This is a genomic window from Nocardioides sp. NPDC059952 (assembly GCF_042730435.1).
Classification (GTDB): domain Bacteria; phylum Actinomycetota; class Actinomycetes; order Propionibacteriales; family Nocardioidaceae; genus Nocardioides.
This window is the reverse complement of the sequence record NZ_JBHWLY010000096.1, coordinates 1-21,010: the sequence shown is the minus strand read 5'-3', so window position 1 is coordinate 21,010 and position 21,010 is coordinate 1. Positions and strand designations below refer to the sequence as shown.

The 21,010-nt window shown below is 69.1% G+C and carries 20 protein-coding genes and 3 tRNA genes; 17 read left to right on the top strand and 6 right to left on the bottom strand.

Annotated elements, in window-relative coordinates:
* The coding region (locus ACFV9G_RS27400) for a CrcB family protein (RefSeq protein ID WP_378732083.1) at window positions 1-336 on the bottom strand (336 nt) is incomplete at its 3' end.
* Window positions 337-354: 18 nt separating this feature from the next.
* Window positions 355-1,281: an ATP-binding protein gene (locus ACFV9G_RS27395; RefSeq protein ID WP_378732080.1), complete on the bottom strand. Its 927-nt coding sequence runs from the start codon at window positions 1,279-1,281 to the stop codon at window positions 355-357.
* Window positions 1,282-1,592: 311 nt separating this feature from the next.
* Between ACFV9G_RS27395 and ACFV9G_RS27390 the strand changes: the two genes are divergently transcribed.
* From ACFV9G_RS27390 to ACFV9G_RS27365, 6 genes are all read left to right on the top strand, one after another.
* Window positions 1,593-3,035 carry an NAD(P)/FAD-dependent oxidoreductase gene (locus ACFV9G_RS27390; RefSeq protein ID WP_378732078.1) on the top strand — a complete coding sequence of 481 codons (1,443 nt, stop codon included), beginning with the start codon at window positions 1,593-1,595 and terminating at the stop codon, window positions 3,033-3,035.
* Between the two features lie 144 nt (window positions 3,036-3,179).
* Window positions 3,180-4,019 (top strand): alpha/beta fold hydrolase, encoded by an 840-nt coding sequence (locus ACFV9G_RS27385; protein ID WP_378732076.1) that lies wholly within the window; start codon window positions 3,180-3,182, stop codon window positions 4,017-4,019.
* Complete coding sequence (locus tag ACFV9G_RS27380; RefSeq protein ID WP_378732073.1) at window positions 4,016-4,945, top strand: metal-dependent hydrolase; 930 nt, start codon at window positions 4,016-4,018, stop codon at window positions 4,943-4,945. Before ACFV9G_RS27385 ends, ACFV9G_RS27380 begins: the two co-directional genes overlap by 4 nt.
* Window positions 4,942-6,018 carry a PDR/VanB family oxidoreductase gene (locus ACFV9G_RS27375; protein ID WP_378732071.1) on the top strand — a complete coding sequence of 359 codons (1,077 nt, stop codon included), beginning with the start codon at window positions 4,942-4,944 and terminating at the stop codon, window positions 6,016-6,018. The genes ACFV9G_RS27380 and ACFV9G_RS27375 overlap by 4 nt, the downstream gene beginning before the upstream one ends.
* 52 nt (window positions 6,019-6,070) lie before the next feature.
* A complete protein-coding gene (locus ACFV9G_RS27370; protein WP_378732068.1) occupies window positions 6,071-6,604 on the top strand; it encodes a GNAT family N-acetyltransferase in 534 nt (177 codons plus the stop codon).
* On the top strand, window positions 6,601-6,879 hold the full coding sequence (locus tag ACFV9G_RS27365; protein WP_378732066.1) for a hypothetical protein: 279 nt from the start codon (window positions 6,601-6,603) through the stop codon (window positions 6,877-6,879). Before ACFV9G_RS27370 ends, ACFV9G_RS27365 begins: the two co-directional genes overlap by 4 nt.
* Window positions 6,880-6,885: 6 nt before the next feature.
* Here the strand turns inward: ACFV9G_RS27365 and ACFV9G_RS27360 are convergent, their stop codons facing one another.
* Window positions 6,886-7,656, bottom strand: a complete 771-nt coding sequence (locus ACFV9G_RS27360; protein WP_378732063.1) for an IclR family transcriptional regulator — start codon at window positions 7,654-7,656, stop codon at window positions 6,886-6,888.
* A 69-nt stretch (window positions 7,657-7,725) separates the two neighbouring features.
* Here ACFV9G_RS27360 and ACFV9G_RS27355 point away from each other — a divergent pair, with 69 nt between their 5' ends.
* From ACFV9G_RS27355 to dmpG, 3 genes are read left to right on the top strand one after another with little or no spacing between them, the layout of a single operon-like run.
* Entirely contained in the window at window positions 7,726-8,529 is an 804-nt protein-coding gene (locus ACFV9G_RS27355) for a 2-keto-4-pentenoate hydratase (RefSeq protein ID WP_378732060.1), read from the top strand.
* Window positions 8,530-8,534: 5 nt separating this feature from the next.
* On the top strand, window positions 8,535-9,530 hold the full coding sequence (locus ACFV9G_RS27350; RefSeq protein ID WP_378732058.1) for an acetaldehyde dehydrogenase (acetylating): 996 nt from the start codon (window positions 8,535-8,537) through the stop codon (window positions 9,528-9,530).
* Window positions 9,527-10,552: a 4-hydroxy-2-oxovalerate aldolase gene (gene dmpG / locus ACFV9G_RS27345; protein WP_378732056.1), complete on the top strand. Its 1,026-nt coding sequence runs from the start codon at window positions 9,527-9,529 to the stop codon at window positions 10,550-10,552. The genes ACFV9G_RS27350 and dmpG overlap by 4 nt, the downstream gene beginning before the upstream one ends.
* A 198-nt stretch (window positions 10,553-10,750) precedes the next feature.
* Here the strand turns inward: dmpG and ACFV9G_RS27340 are convergent.
* The 3 genes from ACFV9G_RS27340 to ACFV9G_RS27330 all read right to left on the bottom strand — a co-directional run bounded on the left by ACFV9G_RS27340 (window position 10,751) and on the right by ACFV9G_RS27330 (window position 10,982).
* Window positions 10,751-10,823, bottom strand: a tRNA-Arg gene (locus ACFV9G_RS27340).
* 1 nt (window position 10,824) lies between these two features.
* Window positions 10,825-10,889 (bottom strand) — tRNA-Met (locus ACFV9G_RS27335).
* 21 nt (window positions 10,890-10,910) lie between these two features.
* Window positions 10,911-10,982, bottom strand: a tRNA-Trp gene (locus tag ACFV9G_RS27330).
* Between the two features lie 289 nt (window positions 10,983-11,271).
* On the opposite strand from ACFV9G_RS27330, the gene ACFV9G_RS27325 reads away from it, so the two are divergent.
* From ACFV9G_RS27325 to ACFV9G_RS27290, 8 genes are all read left to right on the top strand, one after another.
* The gene (locus ACFV9G_RS27325) at window positions 11,272-11,511 is read left to right on the top strand and encodes a helix-turn-helix domain-containing protein (protein WP_378732053.1); all 240 of its coding nucleotides are present in this window, start codon (window positions 11,272-11,274) and stop codon (window positions 11,509-11,511) included.
* On the top strand, window positions 11,504-12,766 hold the full coding sequence (locus tag ACFV9G_RS27320; protein ID WP_378732051.1) for a type II toxin-antitoxin system HipA family toxin: 1,263 nt from the start codon (window positions 11,504-11,506) through the stop codon (window positions 12,764-12,766). Before ACFV9G_RS27325 ends, ACFV9G_RS27320 begins: the two co-directional genes overlap by 8 nt.
* Before the next feature lie 44 nt (window positions 12,767-12,810).
* Window positions 12,811-13,215, top strand: a complete 405-nt coding sequence (locus ACFV9G_RS27315; protein WP_378732048.1) for a DoxX family protein — start codon at window positions 12,811-12,813, stop codon at window positions 13,213-13,215.
* Window positions 13,212-14,270, top strand: coding sequence for an L-glyceraldehyde 3-phosphate reductase (mgrA, locus tag ACFV9G_RS27310; protein WP_378732046.1), 1,059 nt, complete (start codon window positions 13,212-13,214; stop codon window positions 14,268-14,270). Before ACFV9G_RS27315 ends, mgrA begins: the two co-directional genes overlap by 4 nt.
* 38 nt (window positions 14,271-14,308) lie before the next feature.
* Window positions 14,309-15,784, top strand: coding sequence for an amidase (locus tag ACFV9G_RS27305; protein WP_378732043.1), 1,476 nt, complete (start codon window positions 14,309-14,311; stop codon window positions 15,782-15,784).
* 67 nt (window positions 15,785-15,851) lie between these two features.
* On the top strand, window positions 15,852-17,678 hold the full coding sequence (locus tag ACFV9G_RS27300; protein ID WP_378732041.1) for a serine hydrolase: 1,827 nt from the start codon (window positions 15,852-15,854) through the stop codon (window positions 17,676-17,678).
* A 24-nt stretch (window positions 17,679-17,702) separates the two neighbouring features.
* The gene (locus ACFV9G_RS27295; protein ID WP_378732039.1) at window positions 17,703-19,022 is read left to right on the top strand and encodes a M20 family metallopeptidase; all 1,320 of its coding nucleotides are present in this window, start codon (window positions 17,703-17,705) and stop codon (window positions 19,020-19,022) included.
* A 107-nt stretch (window positions 19,023-19,129) separates the two neighbouring features.
* Window positions 19,130-20,962 carry a bifunctional metallophosphatase/5'-nucleotidase gene (locus tag ACFV9G_RS27290; RefSeq protein WP_378732036.1) on the top strand — a complete coding sequence of 611 codons (1,833 nt, stop codon included), beginning with the start codon at window positions 19,130-19,132 and terminating at the stop codon, window positions 20,960-20,962.
* The last annotated feature ends 48 nt before the right edge of the window (window positions 20,963-21,010 follow it).

The window sequence follows — 21,010 nt, the reverse complement described above, 5'->3', positions numbered from 1 at the left end:
GGCGAGCAGGTAGAGCATCGCGAATGCGGGCGCATGCCCGCCCAGGACGTACGCCTCGAGCTCGTAGGTCGAGAACGTGGTGTAGCCGCCGAGCACGCCGACCCCGAGGAACGGGCGCAGGTAGCGGCCCCAGAACGGGACGGTGGACAACGGGCCCAGGACGAAGGCCATCAGCAGACCGAGTAGGAGGCAGCCGGCGACGTTGGTCAAGAAGGTCGCCCACGGCCAGGAGTGGCCGCCGTGGGGGAGGACGGTGGTGAGGCCCCAGCGAGCCAGCGAGCCGAGCGCTCCGCCGGCGGCGATGGGGGCGAGCAGGTCGCCATGCTCACGCAGCACGCGGACAGCGTACGGGGTCTAGCGGGCGTGGCCGGTCATGTGGGCCGCGCTCCACCTGGTGGGGCGGCCACCGGCGGCCTGGGTGAGGTATTCGCCGAGGAACCAGCGCTGGAAGGTGACCTGCTCGGGAGAGCGGGCCAGGACCAGCAGTCGCTCCTGGCGGCAGAACTCGTCGATGAGGTCGAGCATGTCGAGGAAGCGGCGCATCGTCTCGGCCGCGGACCGCGGCATGCGTACGTGCAGGTCGGCCGTCTCCCGGTCGCGGACCCCGGAGAGCTGGCCGTGGCCGAGGCCGTCGAGGAGCTGGCGCTCCAGCGAGCCGAACAGCGCCGAGAGGCTGGCGGCGAGCGGGTAGTCGTGGGCGTGGGCGAGCGAGAGGAGGCGTACTTCGCGCCGCAGCTCTCGGAAGTGATGCTGGAAGCCCTTGTAGAGCGCGAGGGGTACGCCGAGGATGCTGACCTCGACCGCCTCGGAGCCGAGGCGCTCGGGCCTCGGAGGCGCGCCGGGAGGCCCGGTGATCACGCCCTCGACGCCGTCACCCTCGTCGATCTCGGCCGCGGGGGTGAACCAGACGGTCTTGCCGGACGCGTCGATGTCGGCGCCCCAGGCCTCCGAGACGCTGGCCACGATCGAGAGGCCGCGACCGACCGTCAGCAGGACCTCGTCCTCGTCGTCGAGGGCGAGCGGGACCGGCAGCAGCGGTGGCTCGGTCGAGGCGTCCCGGATCTCGACACGGGGGTGGTCGACGGTGCCGCGCATCCGGATCGTGACCGGGGCCGTGCCGTGGAACAGTGCGTTGGAGACCAGCTCGGAGACGCCGAACTCAGCGCAGTCCACAAGGTCGGTGCGCTCGATCTCCTCGCAGGCCGTCCGGACCCAGACCCGGGCGTCCTGAACGGCGCGGGAACCGGTGCGGAGCAGGAGGGCTGGCCGGCTCAACGGCATGTTCTCCTCCTCCGATCTCGCGGGTCGGGATACACACGTTTTGTTGTGTGCTGTTCGTGGCAAGAATTTTCCGCACTTGAAGGTGTCTGATCCGGGCTATGGACCACTAGGGCACAAGGTCCCGGTCGCCCTCACAGATTAAAGTCAAGGGGTTACGACTCAGTAGCGGACACGCGGTGGGAGCGCATACTCGGCGGCTGCTCGGCAACTGTGACGAAGTAGTCGTGCCCGGGAATGAACAGATCCGCCGGAATGGTTCAGAATATGAGTGGAACGTTCAAAAGGTCTCGTTTGAGGTAGGGGATTAGTCAATGTCAGCGGACCAGGCAAAGCACCGGGTCGTCATCATCGGTTCCGGCTTCGGGGGTCTCTTCTCCGCGAAGGCGTTCAAGGGCCGTGACGACGTCGAGGTCACCTTGATCGCGAAGACGACCCATCACCTGTTCCAGCCGCTGCTCTACCAGGTGGCGACCGGGATCCTCTCGCAGGGCGAGATCGCCCCGCCGACCCGCGACATCCTGCACCGGCAGAAGAACGCGACCGTGCTGCTCGGTGAGGTCAGCGAGATCGACACCGAGGCGAAGTCGGTCAAGGCGAGCGTCCTCAACCAGCAGATCGAGGTTCCCTACGACTCGCTGATCGTCGCCGCCGGCGCCGGCCAGTCCTACTTCGGCAACGACCAGTTCGCCGAGTTCGCGCCCGGGATGAAGTCGATCGACGACGCCCTCGAGCTGCGCGGGCGCATCTTCGGTGCGTTCGAGATCGCCGAGCTGACCGCCTCGCGCGGCGAGCCGATCGGTGACCTGCTCACCTTCGTCGTCGTGGGCGCCGGCCCGACCGGCGTGGAGATGGCCGGCCAGATCGCCGAGCTGTCCCGCCGCGTGCTGAAGAAGGACTTCACCCACATCCAGTCCGAGAAGGCCCGGGTGGTCCTGGTCGACGCCGCGCCGCAGGTGCTGCCGCCGTTCGGCGAGAAGCTCGGGGCCAAGGCCGAGAAGGCGCTGGAGAAGGCCGGTGTCGAGGTCGTCCTCGGTGCGATGGTCACCCACGTCGACGAGTTCGGCATCGAGATGAAGTTCAAGGACGGCAAGACCCAGCGGATCGGCTCGATCGCGAAGATCTGGGCCGCGGGCGTGCAGGCCTCCTCCCTCGGCAAGACGCTCTCGGAGCAGACCGGTGCCGAGCTCGACCGTGCCGGCCGGATCGCGGTCAACCCCGACCTCACGCTGCCGAACCACCCCGAGATCTTCGTGGTCGGCGACATGATCAACCTCGACCACCTCCCCGGCGTCGCGCAGGTCGCGATCCAGGGCGGGAAGTACGCCGCCAAGACCATCAAGGGCCGCCTGCAGGACAAGCCGGCGCAGCCCGACTTCAAGTACTTCGACAAGGGCTCGATGGCCACCATCAGCCGTTTCAACGCGGTCCTGATGATGGGCGACTTCAAGCTGGCCGGCATCCTCGCCTGGTTCGGCTGGCTCGTGGTCCACCTGGCATACATGACCGGGTTCCGCAACCGGCTTACCGCGACGCTGCACTGGATGATGTCGTTCATCGGCAAGGACCGCTCCGAGCGCACCACCACCATGCAGCAGATCTTCGCCCGTGAGGCGCTCGAGCGCGTCCCGGGTGGCATGGCCGCCCTGATCGACGACCCGACCGAGGTCGCGTTGGAGGTGGAGCGCCGCCGCAAGGAGCTCGAGGAGCACGCCGCCGAGGAGTCGCGCCTGGCCGACTCCCGCACCGCCTCGTAGTCACAGCTTCCCGACCGACCCGCCGTAGACCCGTCTGCGGTGGGTCGCTCTATTTCCGGGATCCGGGATCGGTGCTTGCTATTGTTCGCGGACACGGTGTCTCATTAATCTGTTGGTGAGACGTCCGCGAACGAAGGAGGAAGCGTGATCGAGGTGACCACACGGCTGGTCCGGACCACCGACGGGCTGGAGCTCGCGGTCTACGAGCAGGGGCCGGCCGGCGCGGAGACCGTGGTGCTCGTCCATGGCTACCCCGACAACCACTCCGTCTGGGACGGGGTCGCCAAGGTGCTCGCCGAGCGCTTCCACGTCGTCGCCTATGACGTACGCGGCACGGGTGGGTCGGGGGTTCCCGACTCGACCGCCGGCTACCGGCTGGCGCAGCTCTCCGCGGACTTCAAGGCGGTCATCGACGCCGTCTCGCCCGACGCGCCGGTGCACGTCGCGGCGCACGACTGGGGCTCGATCCAGACCTGGGAGTCGGTGACCGACCCGGCGCTGAGCAGCCGGATCGCGACGTACGTCTCGATCTCGGGGCCCGACCTGGGGATGGCGACCGCCTGGCTGCGCGAGCGGGCCCACCTGGGGAGCTCGCTGCGGCAGCTGGCCCACTCCTGGTACGTCTTCGCCTTCCAGCTGCCGCTGCTGCCCGAGGCGATGGTGCGCTCGGGGCTGCTCGCCCGGTTCGTCGGCGGCGGGCCACGACCGACGAAGGACCAGGTCAACGGGGTGGAGCTCTACCGCGCCAACTTCCTCGGCAAGCTGCTCCGTCCGGCCCCGCGGTCGACGCAGGTGCCGGTCCTGGTGCTCGCCCCGCGCGGCGACGACTACGTGACGGTGCCGCTGCAGACCGAGGCGCCCCGGGCGTACGCAACGTCCCTGGTCACCCAGGTCATCGACGGCGGACACTGGGTGGTGGCCGCGGATCCGGAGCTGGTCGCAGGCGAGATCGCGGCCTTCATCGAGAAGGCGAGTGTGCGATGAGCGAGAGCACGAAGAGCAAGCGCGGGCACGAGCCGGCCAAGGTGGCTCTCCACCCGCGGAACGTGAAGTTCGACTGGAGCAAGCTGCCGCTGGTGTGGATCCCGGGGGAGGTCTTCGCCTCTCACTATGTCAACGTGCTGCATCTGCTGCTGCCCGAGGGCGAGCGGTGGTTCGTCAAGGTGTTCTCCGAGATCCTGCCGCTGATCGAGGACGACCAGCTGCGCGAGGACGTGATCGGCTTCATCGGCCAGGAGGGCGTGCACGCCGCCGCCCACCAGGAGGTGCAGGACTATTTCACCGACAACGGCCTCGACGTGCGTCCGTTCGCGGCCGAGATCGAGGCGCTGTTCCGCAAGATCCTGGGTGACCGCGACCTGACCGGCAGGGCCAAGGAGGAGTGGCTGATCGAGCGTGCCGCGATCATCGCGGGACTCGAGCACCTCACCGCCGTGCTCGGCAACTGGGTGCTCAACTCGCCCGCGCTCGACGCGGCCGGCGCCGACGAGACGATGCTCGACCTGCTGCGCTGGCACGGCGCCGAGGAGGTCGAGCACCGCAACGTCGCCTACGACGTCTTCCAGCATGTCGACGGGCGCTACAGCCGCCGGGTCCGCTCCTACCTGCTCGGCGGCACCGCGCTTCTCGTCCTGTGGTGGCGAGGCGCCGGCTACCTGATGGACCACGACCCGACCCCGCTCGATCCGGCACAGCCGCCGGCCAAGCGGCCGAAGGCACGGCTGTTCCAGCTGATCGACGCCGAGCGTCGCGGGCTGGTGCCGGGGGTCGTACGCATCGGGTGGGCGACCTGGAAGTTCTTCCTGCCCAACTACGACCCGTCGGCGGAGGGTTCGACCGCCCAGGCGGTGAGCTACCTGGCCAAGTCGCCGGCGGCGCTGCGGGCCGACGCCCTCGCGGAGGGCCAGTGAGCAAGCCCGCGCACTACGCGGTCCCGGACATCCCCGACTCGCGGCTCTACCGAGGCTTCGAGGCGGTCGTCGGAGGCTACTGGACCAAGGCGGCCTACCGCTCCTGGCGGCGCCGCAAGCCGCTCGGGCGGATCGACCGGGATCTGCACGTACGTGTCAGCCGGATCGATGTGGAGGGTCTCGACGTCAAAGCGATCTGGTTCGTCGCCGAGGGCGGGGGAGACCTGCCGGCCTGGGACCCGGGTGCGCACGTCGACGTGGTGCTGCCCAGCGGCCGGCTGCGGCAGTACTCGCTCAACTCCGACCCCGACGACCTCTCCGCCTACCGGATCAGCGTGCGCCGGATCGAGCCGACCGCGGGCGGAGGCGGTGGGTCCGTCGAGGCGCACTACCTCTCCGTCGGCGACCGGCTGGTCCTGAAGGGGCCGCGCAACGCCTTCCCGTTCGTCGACTCGCCCGCCGGCTACCTCTTCGTCGCCGGTGGCATCGGGATCACCCCGATCCTGCCGATGCTGCGCGACGTGGTGCGGCGGGGTGTGCCGTACGAGTTCGTCTACACCGGTCGCTCGCGCGAGACGATGCCGTTCCTGGCGGAGGTCCGGGAGATCGTCGGCCACCACGAGATCCAGGTGTGGCCCGACGACGAGATGGGGGTCCCGGACGCGGCCAAGATCATCTCGCTGGCGCCGGAGGGGGCGGCGCTCTACTGCTGCGGTCCGATGCCGATGATCGACGCGATCCGCGCGCAGATCCCCGACCCGCTGATCGACACGCTGCACTACGAGCGGTTCTCGCCGCCGCCGGTGCTCGGCGGAAGCCCGTTCCGGGTGAGGCTCGAAGACTCCGACGTCGAGGTCGAGGTGGGCTCTTCGGAGTCGGCGCTGACGGCGGTCCGCCGGGTGCGGCCGGCCCAGGCGTACTCGTGCCAGCAGGGGTTCTGCGGCACCTGCCGAGTGCGGGTGCTGGAGGGAGAGGTGGAGCACCGTGACCACGCCCTCGCCGACTACGAGCGCGATGGCCACATGATCCTCTGCGTCTCGCGCGCGAAGGGGACCGTGGTGATCGACGGCTGAGGCCGGCGATAACGGTTTGCTCGGCGGGCGGCGGGCTGATGTCCTGTGCGACATGACAGCCCTCGCCGTTCCCACGATCGATCTCTACGACTCCTGGGCGGCGTGTGTCGCCGAGTTCGGCGGGGCTCATGTCGACGGCGCCTCCATCCCCGACGAGGAGGCCGCCGATGTGAGCCGGGAGGCGTGCGAGCGGCTGGTCGCGAAGACCGCTCGGGACCGGGACCTGTCGGTGCCGCCACAGGCCGGCCGGGTGCACGCCTCCGCGTTCTGGATCACCGAGGGCTCCAAGGTGGTCGGGTTCATCCAGCTCCGGCACGCGCTCAACGAGTTCCTGGAGAACGTCGGCGGCCACATCGGCTACTCGGTGTGCTCCTCGGCCCGTCGCCGGGGCCACGCCGCCCGGGCCCTCGGGCTGGTCCTCGACGAGGCTCGCGGGCTCGGCCTGGAGCGGGTGCTGATCACGTGCGACGACGACAACGAGGCCTCCGCACGCACCATCGAGTCCCAGGGCGGCGAGCTCCAGGACGTCATCGACGCGACTGCGTACGGCTACGGGCCCACCCGCCGCTACTGGGTCAAGCTGTGAACCTGGACGGGGTCGCCACCGAGGGCGAGGTGGAGTGGGCGCTCGACGGCGACTCCGCCGTGTCCGCCGAGCTGGTCGAGGAGGTGCTGACGATGCTGCGGACGACCGGACGTACGCCTGAGGTGGACGTCGACGTGCTGCGCGCGGCTGCCTTCCGGCTCGTCTCAGAGCACAGGCTCGACGAGGTCGGGCGGGGCTGGCTGGAGCTCCTCGACGCGGTCCGGGCGCACCCGGACGCCCGGTTGGCCGACCTGCCTCCGGCGCGCACCGACTGACCCGTCTCAGCTGGACAGCGAACGGCGGCGACTCGCCAGGCTCGTCAGGCCCTGGGCCGCGGCCCGGACGAGGGCCACATGGGCCTCGGGCCGGAAGCGACCCACCGGGCCGGTGACGCTGATCGCGGCCAGCGCCCTGTCGCCACCCTCGGCGAGGACCGGAGCCGCGATGCACTGCAGCCCGGCGGCCGACTCCTCGCGCTCGAAGGCGACGCCGTTCTCGAGCACGGCAGCGAGCTGCCGCTCCAGCAGGCCGGGCGCGACGATGGTGTGAGGCGTACGTCGTTCGAGGGGGCTGCTGAGGATCTCCTGCTGCGCCTCGGCGTCGGCGTAGGCGAGCAGGACCTTGCCGATCGCGGTGCAGTGGACCGGCATCCGGCCGCCCGGCCGGGAGGGTGACTTCGCCTGCCGGTGGCCGCCGATCTTGGCGACGTAGACGACGTCGTGCCCCTCGCGGACGCCCAGATGGACGGTCTCGTGGGTGCGCTCGTAGAGGTCCTGGAGGAACGGCATCGCCAGCTCCAGGAGCGAGCGCTCGACCGAGGCCCGCATGCCGAGCTCGAAGAGGCCACCGGAGAGGCGGTAGCCGAGGTTGGTGCGGTCCAGGAGGCGATTGGTGACCAGGTCGCCGGCGACGCGGTGGGCGGTCGCCTTGGGGAGTCCGGTGCGGCGGACGAGCTCGGCCAGGGAGAGCACCTGGTCGTCGACAGTGAAGGCCCGCAGGATGGTCACCGCCTTGCCGAGCACGGTGTCGAGATCGGCAGGCTGGTGCGGCATGGGATCACCGTACCGGTCAGCGGGACGACAGCCCACATGATCTGGCCCGGCTGCTGAGACTGTGGGGCTATGAACGAAGTGACCTCCCCGTCCGATGCTGCCGTCGATGCCGCGGCAGATCGGCTGCTGACCGCCTCGGCCACGGGCATCCCCGTGCCGCCGATGCGAGACCTCCTGGACGCGACCGACCTGAAGACGGCGTACGCGATCCAGGAGCGCCTCACCGCCGGCCGGCTCGCCGGCGGGGCGAAGATCGTGGGCCGCAAGATCGGGCTCACCTCCAAGGCGGTGCAGGAGCAGATCGGCGTGGACACCCCCGACTTCGGCGTGCTCTTCGACGACATGGCGTACGCGGACGGCGACGTGCTCCCGGCCGACGCGATCCTGCAGCCGCGGGCCGAGGCCGAGATCGCCTTCGTCCTCGCCTCGGACCTGGCCGAGGGTGACCTGAGCTACGACCAGGTCCGGGAGGCCATCGACTACGCCGTCGCCGCGATCGAGATCTGTGGGTCACGCATCGCCGACTGGAAGATCGCCTTCGGCGACACCGTCGCGGACAACGCCTCCGCGGGTGCCTACGTCCTCGGGACCGAGCGCCGGCGGCTGGACGAGTTCGAGCCCAAGGACGTCTCGATGTCGATGTCGATCGACGACGAGGAGGTCTCGACCGGCACCGGGGCGGCGTGCCTGGGTGACCCGGTCAACGCGGTCCAGTGGCTGGCTCGCTATGCCCGTGACTTCGGTGAGCCGCTGCGTGCCGGCCAGCTCATCCTCTCCGGGGCGCTCGGGCCGATGCGGCCGATCGCCCCGGGCAACACCGTTCGTTCCACCGTGTCGGGCCTCGGCTCGGTGGCTTTCACCGTAGGGAAGTGACGTCCATGGCAAACGAGAGCACAGCCAAGTCGAAAGTGGCGATCATCGGGTCGGGCAACATCGGCACCGATCTGATGATCAAGGTGATGCGGACCTCACAGCACCTGGAGATGGGCGCGATGGTCGGGATCGACCCGGCCTCCGACGGCCTCGCGCGGGCGGCGAAGTTCGGCTTCGCGACGACCGCCAAGGGCGTCGAGGGGCTGATCGGACTGCCGGACTTCGACGACATCGAGATCGTCTTCGACGCCACCTCGGCCAAGGCCCACGTCGCCAACGCGGCCGCTCTCGAGCCCTACGGCAAGCGGCTGATCGACCTCACCCCCGCGGCGATCGGGCCGTACGTCATCCCGGCCGTCAACATCGACGAGCACATCGACGCCCCGAACGTGAACATGGTGACCTGTGGCGGGCAGGCGACGATCCCGATCGTGGCCGCGGTCGCTCGGATCGTACCCGTCGCCTACGGCGAGATCGTCGCCTCGATCTCCTCGAAGTCGGCCGGCCCCGGCACCCGGGCCAACATCGACGAGTTCACCGAGACCACCTCGGGCGCGATCGTGCAGGTCGGCGGTGCCAAGCGCGGCAAGGCGATCATCATCCTCAACCCGGCCGAGCCGCCGCTGATCATGCGCGACACGGTGTATGCGCTGGTCGAGGGTGGCTCTCGGTCCCTCGAGGAGCTGACCGCGGAGATCACCGAGTCGGTCGAGAAGATGGTCGGTGACGTCGCTGCGTACGTTCCCGGCTACCGGCTCAAGCAGAAGGTCCAGGTGCAGGAGATCCCCGACGACCAGCCGGTGGAGACGCTCCTGGCGGAAGGCGAGACGACCCGGCCCACGCACCAGGTGTCGGTGTTCCTCGAGGTCGAGGGCGCCGCGCACTACCTCCCTGCGTACGCGGGGAACCTCGACATCATGACCTCGGCCGCGCTGCAGATGGCCGAGCAGGTCGCGACAGCGACGAAATCGCAGAGTGCTGCCAAGGAGGCCGCGCGATGAGCACGCCCATCTATGTTCAGGAAGTCTCGCTGCGCGACGGCATGCACGCCGTACGCCACCGGATCACCCCCGAGGACGTCAAGCGGATCGTCATCGCCGCCGACGAGGCCGGCGTCGACGCCATCGAGGTCGCCCACGGCGACGGCCTGACCGGCGGCTCGGTCAACTACGGCCCCGGCTCCAACTCCGACTGGGAGTGGATCGAGGCGGCTGCCTCGGTCATCAAGAACGCCCGCCTGACCACCCTGCTGCTCCCCGGCGTCGGCACGATCGAGGACCTGCGTCGGGCCTACGATCTCGGCGTGCGGTCGGTGCGGGTCGCGACCCATTGCACCGAGGCCGACGTCTCGGCCCAGCACATCGCCGCGGCTCGCGAGATGGGGATGGACGTCTCCGGGTTCCTGATGCTCAACCACATGGCGCCGGTCGAGGTGGTGGCGCAGCAGGCCAAGCTGATGGAGTCCTACGGCGCCCACTGCGTCTACATCACCGACTCCGGCGGCCGACTGACGATGAACGACGTACGCGACCGCGCCCGCGCCTACCGCGACGTCCTCGACGACGAGACCGAGATCGGCATCCACGCCCACGAGAACCTCTCGCTCTCGGTGGCCAACTCGGTCGTCGCGGTCGAGAACGGCGTCTACCGCGTCGACGCGTCCCTTGCCGGCCACGGCGCCGGCGCCGGCAACTGCCCGATCGAGGCGTTCATCGCGGTCGCCAACCTGTCGGACTTCAAGCACAACTGCGACCTGTTCAAGCTCCAGGACGCCGCCGACGACATCGTCCGGCCCCTCCAGGACCGTCCTGTCCGAGTCGACCGCGAGACGTTGACGATGGGCTACGCCGGCGTCTACTCGTCCTTCCTCCGCCACGCCGAGAACGCCTCCGCCCGCTACGGCGTCGACACCCGCGACATCCTCATGGAGTGCGGCCGCCGGGGTCTGGTCGGCGGCCAGGAAGACATGATCGTCGACATCTGCCTCACGAAGCTCGAGGAGCGCGAGGCCGCGGGCGCCTAGCCGACTCAGCGGAACGACGTGGGAGTCCTGAGGTCACTAGGTGACTTCGGGACTCCCACGTCAGGCTTGGATGAACCGTCGCTCGCCATTTCCATGCACATGCACGGAAATGACGGGCCACCGTGTGACTGAACCCGCAACTTCGGCACATATGTGTGGAAGTTGCGATCGGTGGCGCAGGTCTGAGCGGGACGTACGTGCCCTAGGGAGGAGTCGAACCTCCATCTCCGGCTTCGTAGGCCGGCGTCGTAGTCCGTTGGACCACGAGGGCGTGGCGGGGCCTGGAGTCGAACCAGGACCATCGGGCTTATGAGGCCCAAGGCGTCGCCGGACACCCGCGTCGAATCAAGGTCTAAAGCCCGGGCGGTGGGAGTCGAACCCACTTTCCGCCGGTTTTGGAGACCGGCCGCCTATCCGTTGGCTCACCCAGATGCAGGCGAGCTCTGTGCCGGATCGGCTGTTACAGGGCTCGCTCCTGGAGGTGGCGTCGCCAGCGACGGGCAGTCGGCATGTGTCCCACTGCTCCACCTCCTTGGATCCGCGCGGCTCGGTGCTGCGCTCGATGACCACCACGCTACGCAGCCGCTCGTGTGGGCGCCAACTGGTTTATCGGGATATCCCGATATGGCGCCGTGACTACGAAAAGGGAGTCAGATCCTTTGACTACGTTTTCGTAGTCAAAGGATCTGAATACGTTATCGTAGTCGTAGGAGGTGCTCATGTCGTACACCGGAAAGGTCACCAGCCCGGAGTCGCTCGGGCGGATCCTGCAGCAGGCGCGACTGTTGAACGGCTGGAGTCAGCGTGAGCTTGCGGCGAGGATCGGGACGACGCAGCGCTACATCTGGGAGATCGAGGCGGGGAAGCCGTCGATCTTCGTCGAGCGGCTGTTCGCGCTCATGCGGGAGACCGGGACCGAGCTGACGGCCACCATCGAGCCCAGGAGCGACGATGAGTGACCTCGTCGTCGAGCTCTACGGCCAGCCGATCGGTCGGCTGGCCGGGTCGAGCACGACGTACGACTTCATCGCCTCTGCCGAGGCGGTGGAGACGTACGGCCTGGACAGCACGGTCCTCTCGCTGGCAGTTCCGCTGGCCCCGGTCGCACCACGCGGGCGGAAGCCGCGACGGCAGAACTTCTTTGCCGAGATGCTTCCCGAAGGTCGGATGCGGTCGAGGCTCGCGGCGATGGCCGACGTCAGTGAGCGCGATGTGATCGGACTGCTGCGGGCCTATGGGCGAGACGTCGCGGGGGCGCTGCAGATCTGGGACCCGGAGGTTCCTGGCGAGCCGCGGATCCCGAAGCTCGAACCGGTCGGTGAGCAAGGTGTCGCGGATCTTCTCGGCGAGGTGAGCTCCTTCCCGCTCGCCAACAAGCCGGTCAGCGGCAAGACGTCCCTCGCCGGGGTTCAGGACAAGATCGTCCTGGTGCGCGACGAGCACGGCTGGCACCGAGCGCTGGACGGGTATCCGTCCACGCACATCCTCAAGCCGGTCACCACTGACTTCCCGTCGATGATCTACGACGAGGAGTACGGCGCTCGGTTCGCGCAGGCCTTGGGGCTGACGACGTACGACACGTTCATCGAGGAGTTCGCGGGCGTGCCGGCGCTGGTGATCGAGCGGTATGACCGGGGCGATGCGGTCGATGGTGTCCCGAGTCGAGTGCACCAGGAGGACTTCAACCAGGTCCTGGGCGCTCGAGGAGATCAGAAGTATCAGAAGTACGGAGGCAAGGTCTCGCTGAAGCGGATCGCCGGTGAGTTCCGTGCGCTCGGTGACTCCGCCTCGCTGCGGAAGCTGGCCCGGATGACCGTGCTGGCGGCGGCCATCGGAAACCTGGACATGCACGCGAAGAACATCTCGATTCTCCATCATCCGGACGGCTCGGTCGAGATCGCTCCCGCCTACGACGTAGTCCCACAGCGGCATCTGCCGAACGACGGCGAACTGGCGCTCGCAGTCGACGGGGTCTATCAGCATGCGGCAATGACCCGCGGCAACCTCGTCGCTGAGGTCGCCTCCTGGCGACTCCGCGACGCGGAGGCGCTCGTCGATGGTGTTCTGGCGGACATCGCCGAGATCGTCGAGGTCGAAGTTCCCGCGCACGGGGCGCATCCGCGCCTGGTCGAGGACATCCGTAGCTTCACCGCCAACCTGAGGGATGGGCGTTCCGCGGGAGCGGAGCTGAGCGGATCTCGAGGACGGTTGTGACGGTCCCGCGGTGAGCCCTTTGCGGCTATGGAAGAGTCGTACCCGTGCGAACTGAATCTTCTCTCGACCTGCCGCTGGTCGGTCTGGCCGCTCTGTTCCTCGGGTCCGGGACCCTGCATCTGGTGAGGCCGCAGGTCTTCGAGCCGATCGTGCCGCCGCAGCTGCCGGAGCCGCGCAAGGTGGTCGAGGTCTCCGGGGTCGCGGAGATCGTGTGTGGGCTGGGGTTGCTGCACCCGCGGACCCGCAGGATCGCGGGGCTCGCCAGTGCTGCGCTGCTGGTCGGGGTCTTCCCGGCAAACGTGCAGATGAGCGTCGATGCGGGGAAGCGGGCGAACCGGAAGCGGACCGCGAAGTCGGCCGGATTCTTCGCGGGCACCGTCGCACGGTTGCCGCTGCAGTGGCCGATGATCAAGGTGGCGCTGCGCGCCGGAAAGAGGACCGACGCATGACGTACGCCCCGGCAGAGGATCGCTACGACGCGATGCAGTATCGGCGGACCGGGCACAGCGGCCTGGATCTGCCCGCGGTCAGCCTCGGACTGTGGCACAACTTCGGTGACGACCTGGCGTTCGAGCGGCAGCGGGCGATCCTGCGTACGGCCTTCGACGCGGGCATCACCCACTTCGACCTGGCCAACAACTATGGCCCTCCCTACGGCTCGGCGGAGGAGAACTTCGGCCGCCACTTGCGTGGCGACTTCGCGAACCTGCGCGACGAGCTGGTGATCTCGACCAAGGCCGGCTGGGACATGTGGCCGGGGCCGTACGGGAAGATCGGCGGCTCGCGGAAATACCTGATCTCCAGCCTCGACCAGTCGCTGAAGCGGATGGGGCTCGACTACGTCGACATCTACTACCACCACCGTCCCGACCCCAGCACGCCGCTGGAGGAGACGATGGGTGCTCTCGACCAGATCGTGCGGTCCGGGAAGGCGCTCTACGTCGGGTTGAGCTCCTACTCCTCGGCGCTGACCCGCGAGGCGGCGGCGATCCTGCGCGACCTCGGCACCCCGCTGCTGATCCACCAGCCCTCCTACTCGATCCTCAACCGCTGGCTCGAGACCGACGGGCTGCTGGACACGCTCGACGAGGTCGGCGCCGGTGCGATCTCGTTCTCGCCGCTGGCCCAGGGTCTGCTGACGAACAAGTACCTCGGCGGCAGCGTCCCCGAGGACTCACGTGCCGCCAAGGCGCGGTTCCTGACCCCGGAGGCGCTCACGCCCGCGACGCTCGCCGGCATCGAGTCGCTCAACAGCCTCGCCGCCGACCGTGGCCAGACCCTCGCCCAGATGGCGCTCGCCTGGGCGCTGCGTGATCCGCGGATGACCTCGGTCGTCATCGGCGCCTCCCGCCCGGAGCAGGTCACCGACTGCCTCGGCGCGCTCTCCGGTCCCGAGCTCACCACCGAGGAGCTGGCCAGGATCGACGAGTACGCCGCTTCCACCGGCATCGACCTGTGGAAGCGCGACCGGGTCGAGGGTGACTACCGGGAGATCTTCAACTGAGGCCTCCGCACCGGCGCGATCACCGCTAGCCTGCGCTCATGCGGGTCGATGAGTATCTGACGTACGACGCCACCGGGCTGGCGAAGCTGGTCGCTGACCACGAGGTGACCGCGGCCGAGGTCCTGGCCGCGGCGCGGGAGCGGGCGGCGGCGGTGAACCCGCGGATCAACGCGGTAGTCGCGGACATCCCCGAGGCCGACGCCCAGGTCTCCGGCGACGGCCCGAGCGGGCCGTTCGCCGGGGTGCCGTTCCTGGTCAAGGACCTGGCGCAGGAGTACCGGGGACACCCGACGACCTACGGCTCGCGGTCGCTCGTCGGCGACGTCGCCGAGGAGCACTCCTACTTCACCCAGAGCGCCCTGGACGCCGGGCTGGTGATCTTCGGCAAGACGAACACCCCGGAGTTCGGGTCGAAGGGGATCACCGAGCCGGAGCTGTTCGGCGCCGCGCGCAACCCGTGGAACACCGACCACACGCCCGGCGGCTCCTCGGGTGGCTCCGGGGCCGCGGTGGCCGCTGGGATCGTCCCGGCCGCCGGAGCCAACGACGGCGGCGGGTCGATCCGGATCCCGGCGGCCTGCAACGGCCTGGTCGGGCTGAAGACCACCCGCGGGCTGCTGCCGCTGGGACCGCAGAGCCTGGACGCCTCCAACGGCTTCGTCGTCCAGGGCGTGGTGACCCGCACGGTGCGCGACGCGGCCGGGCTCTACGACGCCCTCATCGGTGACCGGCCGATGGCGATGATCCACGCGCCGCACCCCGGTGCGGACTTCGCGGACGACATCGCGACCGCGCCACGCAAGCTCCGGATCGGGTTCACCTCGACGTCCTCCATCACCGCGCCCGACCCGGAGGCGATCGCGGCCGTCGAGGATGCGGCCAAGGCCCTCGAAGCGCTCGGCCACGAGGTCGAGGAGGTCGAGGCGCCCTATGACGCCGCCGAGCTCGGCCGCGACTTCCTCACCATCTGGTTCGCCTCGGCGGCTGCCGAGGTCGCGGAGGCCAAGCTCCGTGTCGGGGCCAAGGACGCCGACTTCGAGGCCGACACCCTGGCCGTGGCCGAGCTCGGCCGGGCCGGGGGAGTGGTCGCCGTGGAGCTCGCTCACATCAACCGCCGCAACCACGTACGCCGCCTGAGCGCGTTCCACGAGACGTACGACCTACTGCTGACGCCGACGCTGGCGAAGCCGCCGCTGAAGGTCGGGCAGCTGACCACGCCCAAGGCGCTCCAGACCGCGGCGCGGGTGCTGCACAAGGTGCACGGCGGGCGGGTGATGCGCGCGACCGGGATGATCGACCAGCTGGTCGACGAGAACCTCGGCTGGGTGCCCTACACCCAGCTCGCCAACATCACCGGGCGCCCGGCGATCTCGGTGCCGACCTACCGGACCGCCGCCGGACTGCCGCTGGGCATCCAGCTCTCCGGGCAGCTCGGTGACGACGGCCTGCTGCTGCAGGTCGCTGCTCAGCTGGAGCAGGCGAAGCCGTGGGCGGAGCTCTGGCCCCAGCTCTGAGGGTCCGTGCGTGAAAGAAAATTACCTTTCCCGCACGAAGCGGGTTCCGGAGCGGCAGTATCGGGGTATGACACCGTCTCCGGACATGCTCATGACCTCTCGGCGCACGCTTCTCGGCGGCACCCTGAGCGGAGTCGCGATGACTCTCCTCGGTGGTGCCGCGGTGGCCTCGACCCCGGAGGACCCGACCAAGGCGACCAGGACGCTCGCCTCGCTGGCCGGCCGGCCACCGACGATCACGCCGGACGAGCTGACCTTCACCCCGCGCACCGTCATGCGGCCCGGCCATGCGCGCCAGGTCGGCCTCGACCCGGCGCCGATCGCGAGGATCCGCACCGAGCTCGCCCGGTTTCTCGAGCCGACGACGGAGAACCCCGCCCACCCCCTGTACGCCGGGGCCACCGCGATCGCGGTCAAGGACGGCGTCATCGTCGCCCACGAGAGCGTGGGCAAGGCGCTCCGGTATGGCCTCGACGGCACCACCGTCGTCGAGCTCCCCGCCGACCAGCAGGTCGCGACCGGGCTGGACACGATGTGGGACATCGCATCGATGTCGAAGCTCTTCACCACGACCGCGGTGCTCCGGCTGATGGAGCAGGGCAGCCTCGACCTCGAGGCGCCGGTGGTCACCTACCTGCCCGAGTTCGCGCCGCACGGCAAGGACGCGATCCTCGTACGTCATCTGCTCACCCACGTCTCCGGCCTGCTCGCCGGCCCGTCGCCGTCGCTGTGGGCGGGCTACGACACCTACGAGGAGCGGGTCGCGGCGATCATGGACACGACCCCGACCCACGCGCCCGAGCAGGTCTACCGCTACTCCGACATCAACCTGATCACCCTCGGGCTGCTGGTCGAGCGGCTCTCGGGGAAGAAGCTCGACGTCTACGTCCGCGACCACATCACCGAGCCGCTCGGGATGCGCGACACCATGTACAACCCGCCCGCCGACCGCCTCGACCGTGTCGCCGCCACCGAGTACCAGCCGTGGGCGGGCCGCCCGATGATCCGTGGCGAGGTGCACGACGAGAACGCCTGGGCGCTCGGCGGCGTCGCCGGTCATGCGGGCGTCTTCTCGACCGCTGCCGACATGGCCAGGTTCGGCCAGATGTACCTCAACGGCGGCGTCTACAACGGCACCAGGATCCTGGACGAGGACACCGTCAGGCTGAGCCTGCGCGACTACACCGGCGCCCAGTTCCCCGGCAGCTCCCGTGGCCTCGGCTGGGAGCTCGCCACGACCTGGTACCACGGTCCGATCTGGTCCCCGGTCTCCTTCGGTCACACCGGCTACACCGGCACCAGCATCGTGATGGACCCGATCGGCCACCAGCTCGTCGTGCTGATGACCAACCGCGTCCACCCCAGCCGCGACTGGGGCAGCAACAACCCCTCCCGACGCGCCGTCTCGGATGCGCTCGGCATGGCCTCGGCCGTCAGACCGGCGACGGGACGTACGTCGTGGTTCTCGGGGCGTACGAACGCGAAGAAGGCCACGCTCGACGTGCCGCTCGCGGCCACCGACGGCGCGAGGCTCCGCTTCGACTATCGCTTCGACACCGAGCCGCGCTTCGACTTCGGCCGGCTGCAGTACTCCACCGACGGCACCATCTTCAGCCCGCTGCCCTGGACGCTCGAGGGTGGCGACTGGAGCTGGGAGACCAGCGAGGCGGTCAACGGCTACGGCGGCCGCCGGTGGCTGTACGGCCGCGCCGAGCTCCCGGACGGCACGACCGCGGTGCGGTGGACCTACGAGACCGACTCGTCCTCCCAGGGGCGTGGGATCTACGTCGACGGGATCGTGGTCAGCCAGGGGCGGCGTACGTTGTTCGACTCCTCGCGACCGGCCGATGAGGCACGTGTCGTCGCCGACGGCTGGGCCCTCAGCGATCGGTGACACATCACCGATAGCCTCGGCGGCATGAGTCAGCCGCAGCAGCCGAACCCGTTCCTGGTCAACCAGCTCCGCGACGAGACAGACGCCAAGGCGCTCATCATGAAGGCGGCCGAGTCGAGCTCGGCGGGTGCGCCGCGGGGGATCCTGGATGCGATCCGCGACAAGCTCGTGGACCTGGGCCCCGAGCTGGTCGCGGTCTCCCACGACCTCGCCGAGCACCCGGAGACCGGCTTCGAGGAGCACCGGAGCTCGGCCGGGCTGGCCGAGTTCGTCGAGGCTCACGGCATCGAGGTGGCCCGCGGAGCCTACGGCCTCCCGACCGCCCTCTACGCCTCGGCCGGCGGCACCAAGGATGGTCCGACGATCGCCGTGCTCTCCGAGTACGACGCGCTCCCCGGCATCGGCCACGGCTGCGGCCACAACCTGATCGCCACCGTCGGCGTCGGCGCGTTCCTGGCCATCGCGAGCGTGATCGACCGCCTCGGTGGCCGCGTGATCTGGCTCGGCACCCCGGCCGAGGAGGGCGGTGGCGGCAAGGAGCTGATGGCGCAGAAGGGCGCCTTCGACGGCGTCGACGCGGCGATCATGGTCCACCCGTTCACCTACGACAGCTCCGAGCCGGTCTTCCTCGGCCGCAGGCAGCTGAAGGTGACGTACGTCGGGGTGCCGGCGCACGCCTCCATCCAGCCGTTCATGGGGCGCAACGCCCTGGACGCGGCCAACCTGCTCTACACCGGCGTCGCGCTCAACCGGCAGCAGATGCCGCCGACCGACCGGGTGCACGCGATCATCACCGACGGCGGCCTGCGCCCCAACGTGATCCCGGAGCATGCCTCGATCCAGTTCTACGTACGCTCCGCCTACCCCGAGACGCTCAAGATCCTGTCCCAGCGGCTGGAGGAGATGGCGATGGGCGCGGCGCTGATGACGGGCTGCGGTGTCGAGTTCAGCTGGGACGAGTCGCCGGTCTACCTGCCGATCCGCAACAACAGCGGGCTGGCGCAGGCGTGGAACCGCCGCTACCAGGAGCGCAACCACACGGTCCTCGCCCCGGGCGTCGTCCCGGACATGCTCGCCGGGTCCACCGACTTCGGCAATGTCTCCTTCCGGGTCCCCGGCCTGCACGCGATGGTCAAGATCGCCGAGCCGGACGTGTCGCTGCACAGCCGCGAGTTCGCCGCTGCCGCGGTCACGCCGTACGCCGACGAGGTGCTCGTCGATGCCGCCTACGGTCTCGCCGGGGTGGCTGCCGACTATCTCTCCGACGCGAAGCTGCGGGAGACGGTCCGCGACGAGTTCGAGGAGGCCGGCGGGGCGGTCGACGTTACCGAATTTTTCGGGTGATCAACGGTTGATGACGATTCGGCAGCGGTAACCCGATTACCTCTTCCCAAGAAGAACCCGAAGGGGCATCGTTCCCTTCGTCGATCACTGAGATGGGGAGCCCAGCAATGCCTCGTAACATCCGAAAGCTTCGACCCGCCGTGGCCGTTGCCGCCGTCGCTCTCGCGGCCGCCGCAGTCGCCACCCCGGTCGGGACCGCGTCCGCCAAGCCGGGGAAGCACACCGTCGATGTCCAACTGCTCTCGTTCAACGACTTCCACGGCAACCTCGAGGCGCCGTCGGGTTCGAGCGGGCGTCTGGTCACCGGCCACCACATCGACCCGGCCACCGGTGCGCCGGTCGACGAGACCGTCAACGTCGGTGGCGTGGAATACCTCGCCTCCCACCTGGCCGAGGCCCGCAAGGGTCACAAGCGCTCGCTGACCGTCGCCGCTGGCGACCTGATCGGCGCCTCGCCGCTGCTCTCGGCAGCCTTCCATGACGAGCCGTCCATCGAGGCGCTCAACAAGCTCGGCCTGGACGTGACCTCGGTCGGCAACCATGAGTTCGACGAGGGCTACCAGGAGCTGCAGCGCATCGCCAAGGGTGGCTGCATCGACGACGGCGCCGGCGAGGACAACCAGAACTCCTGCGCCGCCCACGAGTACGGGGGCGCCGACTTCGACATCCTTGCGTCCAACGTGGTCGAGGACGCGAGCGGCAAGACGATCCTGCCGTCGTACGCCATCAAGGAGGTCGACGGCGTCAAGATCGGCTTCATCGGCATGACCCTGGAGGGCACTCCCGACATCGTCACCGCCGAGGGGGTCAAGGGCCTCACCTTCAAGGACGAGGTCGAGACCGCCAACGCGCTCGTGCCCAAGCTGAAGAGCAAGGGTGTCAAGGCGATCGTCACCCTGATCCACGAGGGTGCGAACCTGCCGAGGGAGAAGTGGACCGACCCGGCCACCGGCAAGGTCTACGACGTCAACGCCAGGTACGACTACACCTGCGAGGGCGGCGGCGAGCTGGTCGCGGGCTCCCCGATCGTGCCGATCGCCGAGAACCTCGACCCCGAGATCGACATGCTGGTCACCGGCCACACCCACAACCCCTACGTCTGCGACGTACCCGACCCCAACGGCAAGTCCCGTCTGGTCACCTCGGCCTCCTCCTTCGGTCGGCTCTACACCGAGACCAACCTGAAGTACGACCTCAAGAAGCGCGACATCGTGCGCTCCTCGGTCAAGGGGTCCAACCTGCTCGTCACCCGTGACGTGGCCAAGGCCCCGGAGCAGACCACGCTGATCAACACCTACAAGGAGCTGGTCACCCCGATCGCCTCCCGGGTGCTCGGTTCGATCTCCGGCGATGTCACCCGCACCACCAACGCCTCCGGCGAGAGCGCCCTCGGTGACCTCATCGCAGACGCTCAGCTCGCCGACCAGTCGACGGTGGTCAACGGGCAGGCGCCGGTGATCGCGTTCATGAATCCGGGCGGCATCCGAGCCGACCTGACCGCGGCCAACTCGCCCTACGGCGAGGCTGTCGGTGACGTCACCTACGACGAGGCGTTCACGGTCCAGCCGTTCAACAACTTCATGGTCTCGCTGACCATGACCGGCCAGGACATCTACGACCTGCTCACCCAGCAGGTCACCGGAGCCAACGCCGCGTCCCACAAGATCCTGCAGGTCTCGGAGGGCTTCTCCTACCAGATCAGCCCCTCGGGTCCCGTCGACGGTTCGGTCACGCTCAACGGCCAGCCGATCGACAAGGCCGCGTCCTACCGGGTCGTGACCAACAACTTCCTGCAGGGCGGCGGCGACGCCTTCGCGGCCTTCACCCAGGGCACCGACCCCTACTACGGCGGCCTCGACATCGACGCCTTCGCCGCCTACCTGGAGGCCAACTCGCCCTACACCCCGGGCCCGCTCGACCGCATCACCGGCACCCACTGAACGAAGACACGTTGCTAGGCAGCGGGCCCGACCAGCTCAGAGCTGGTC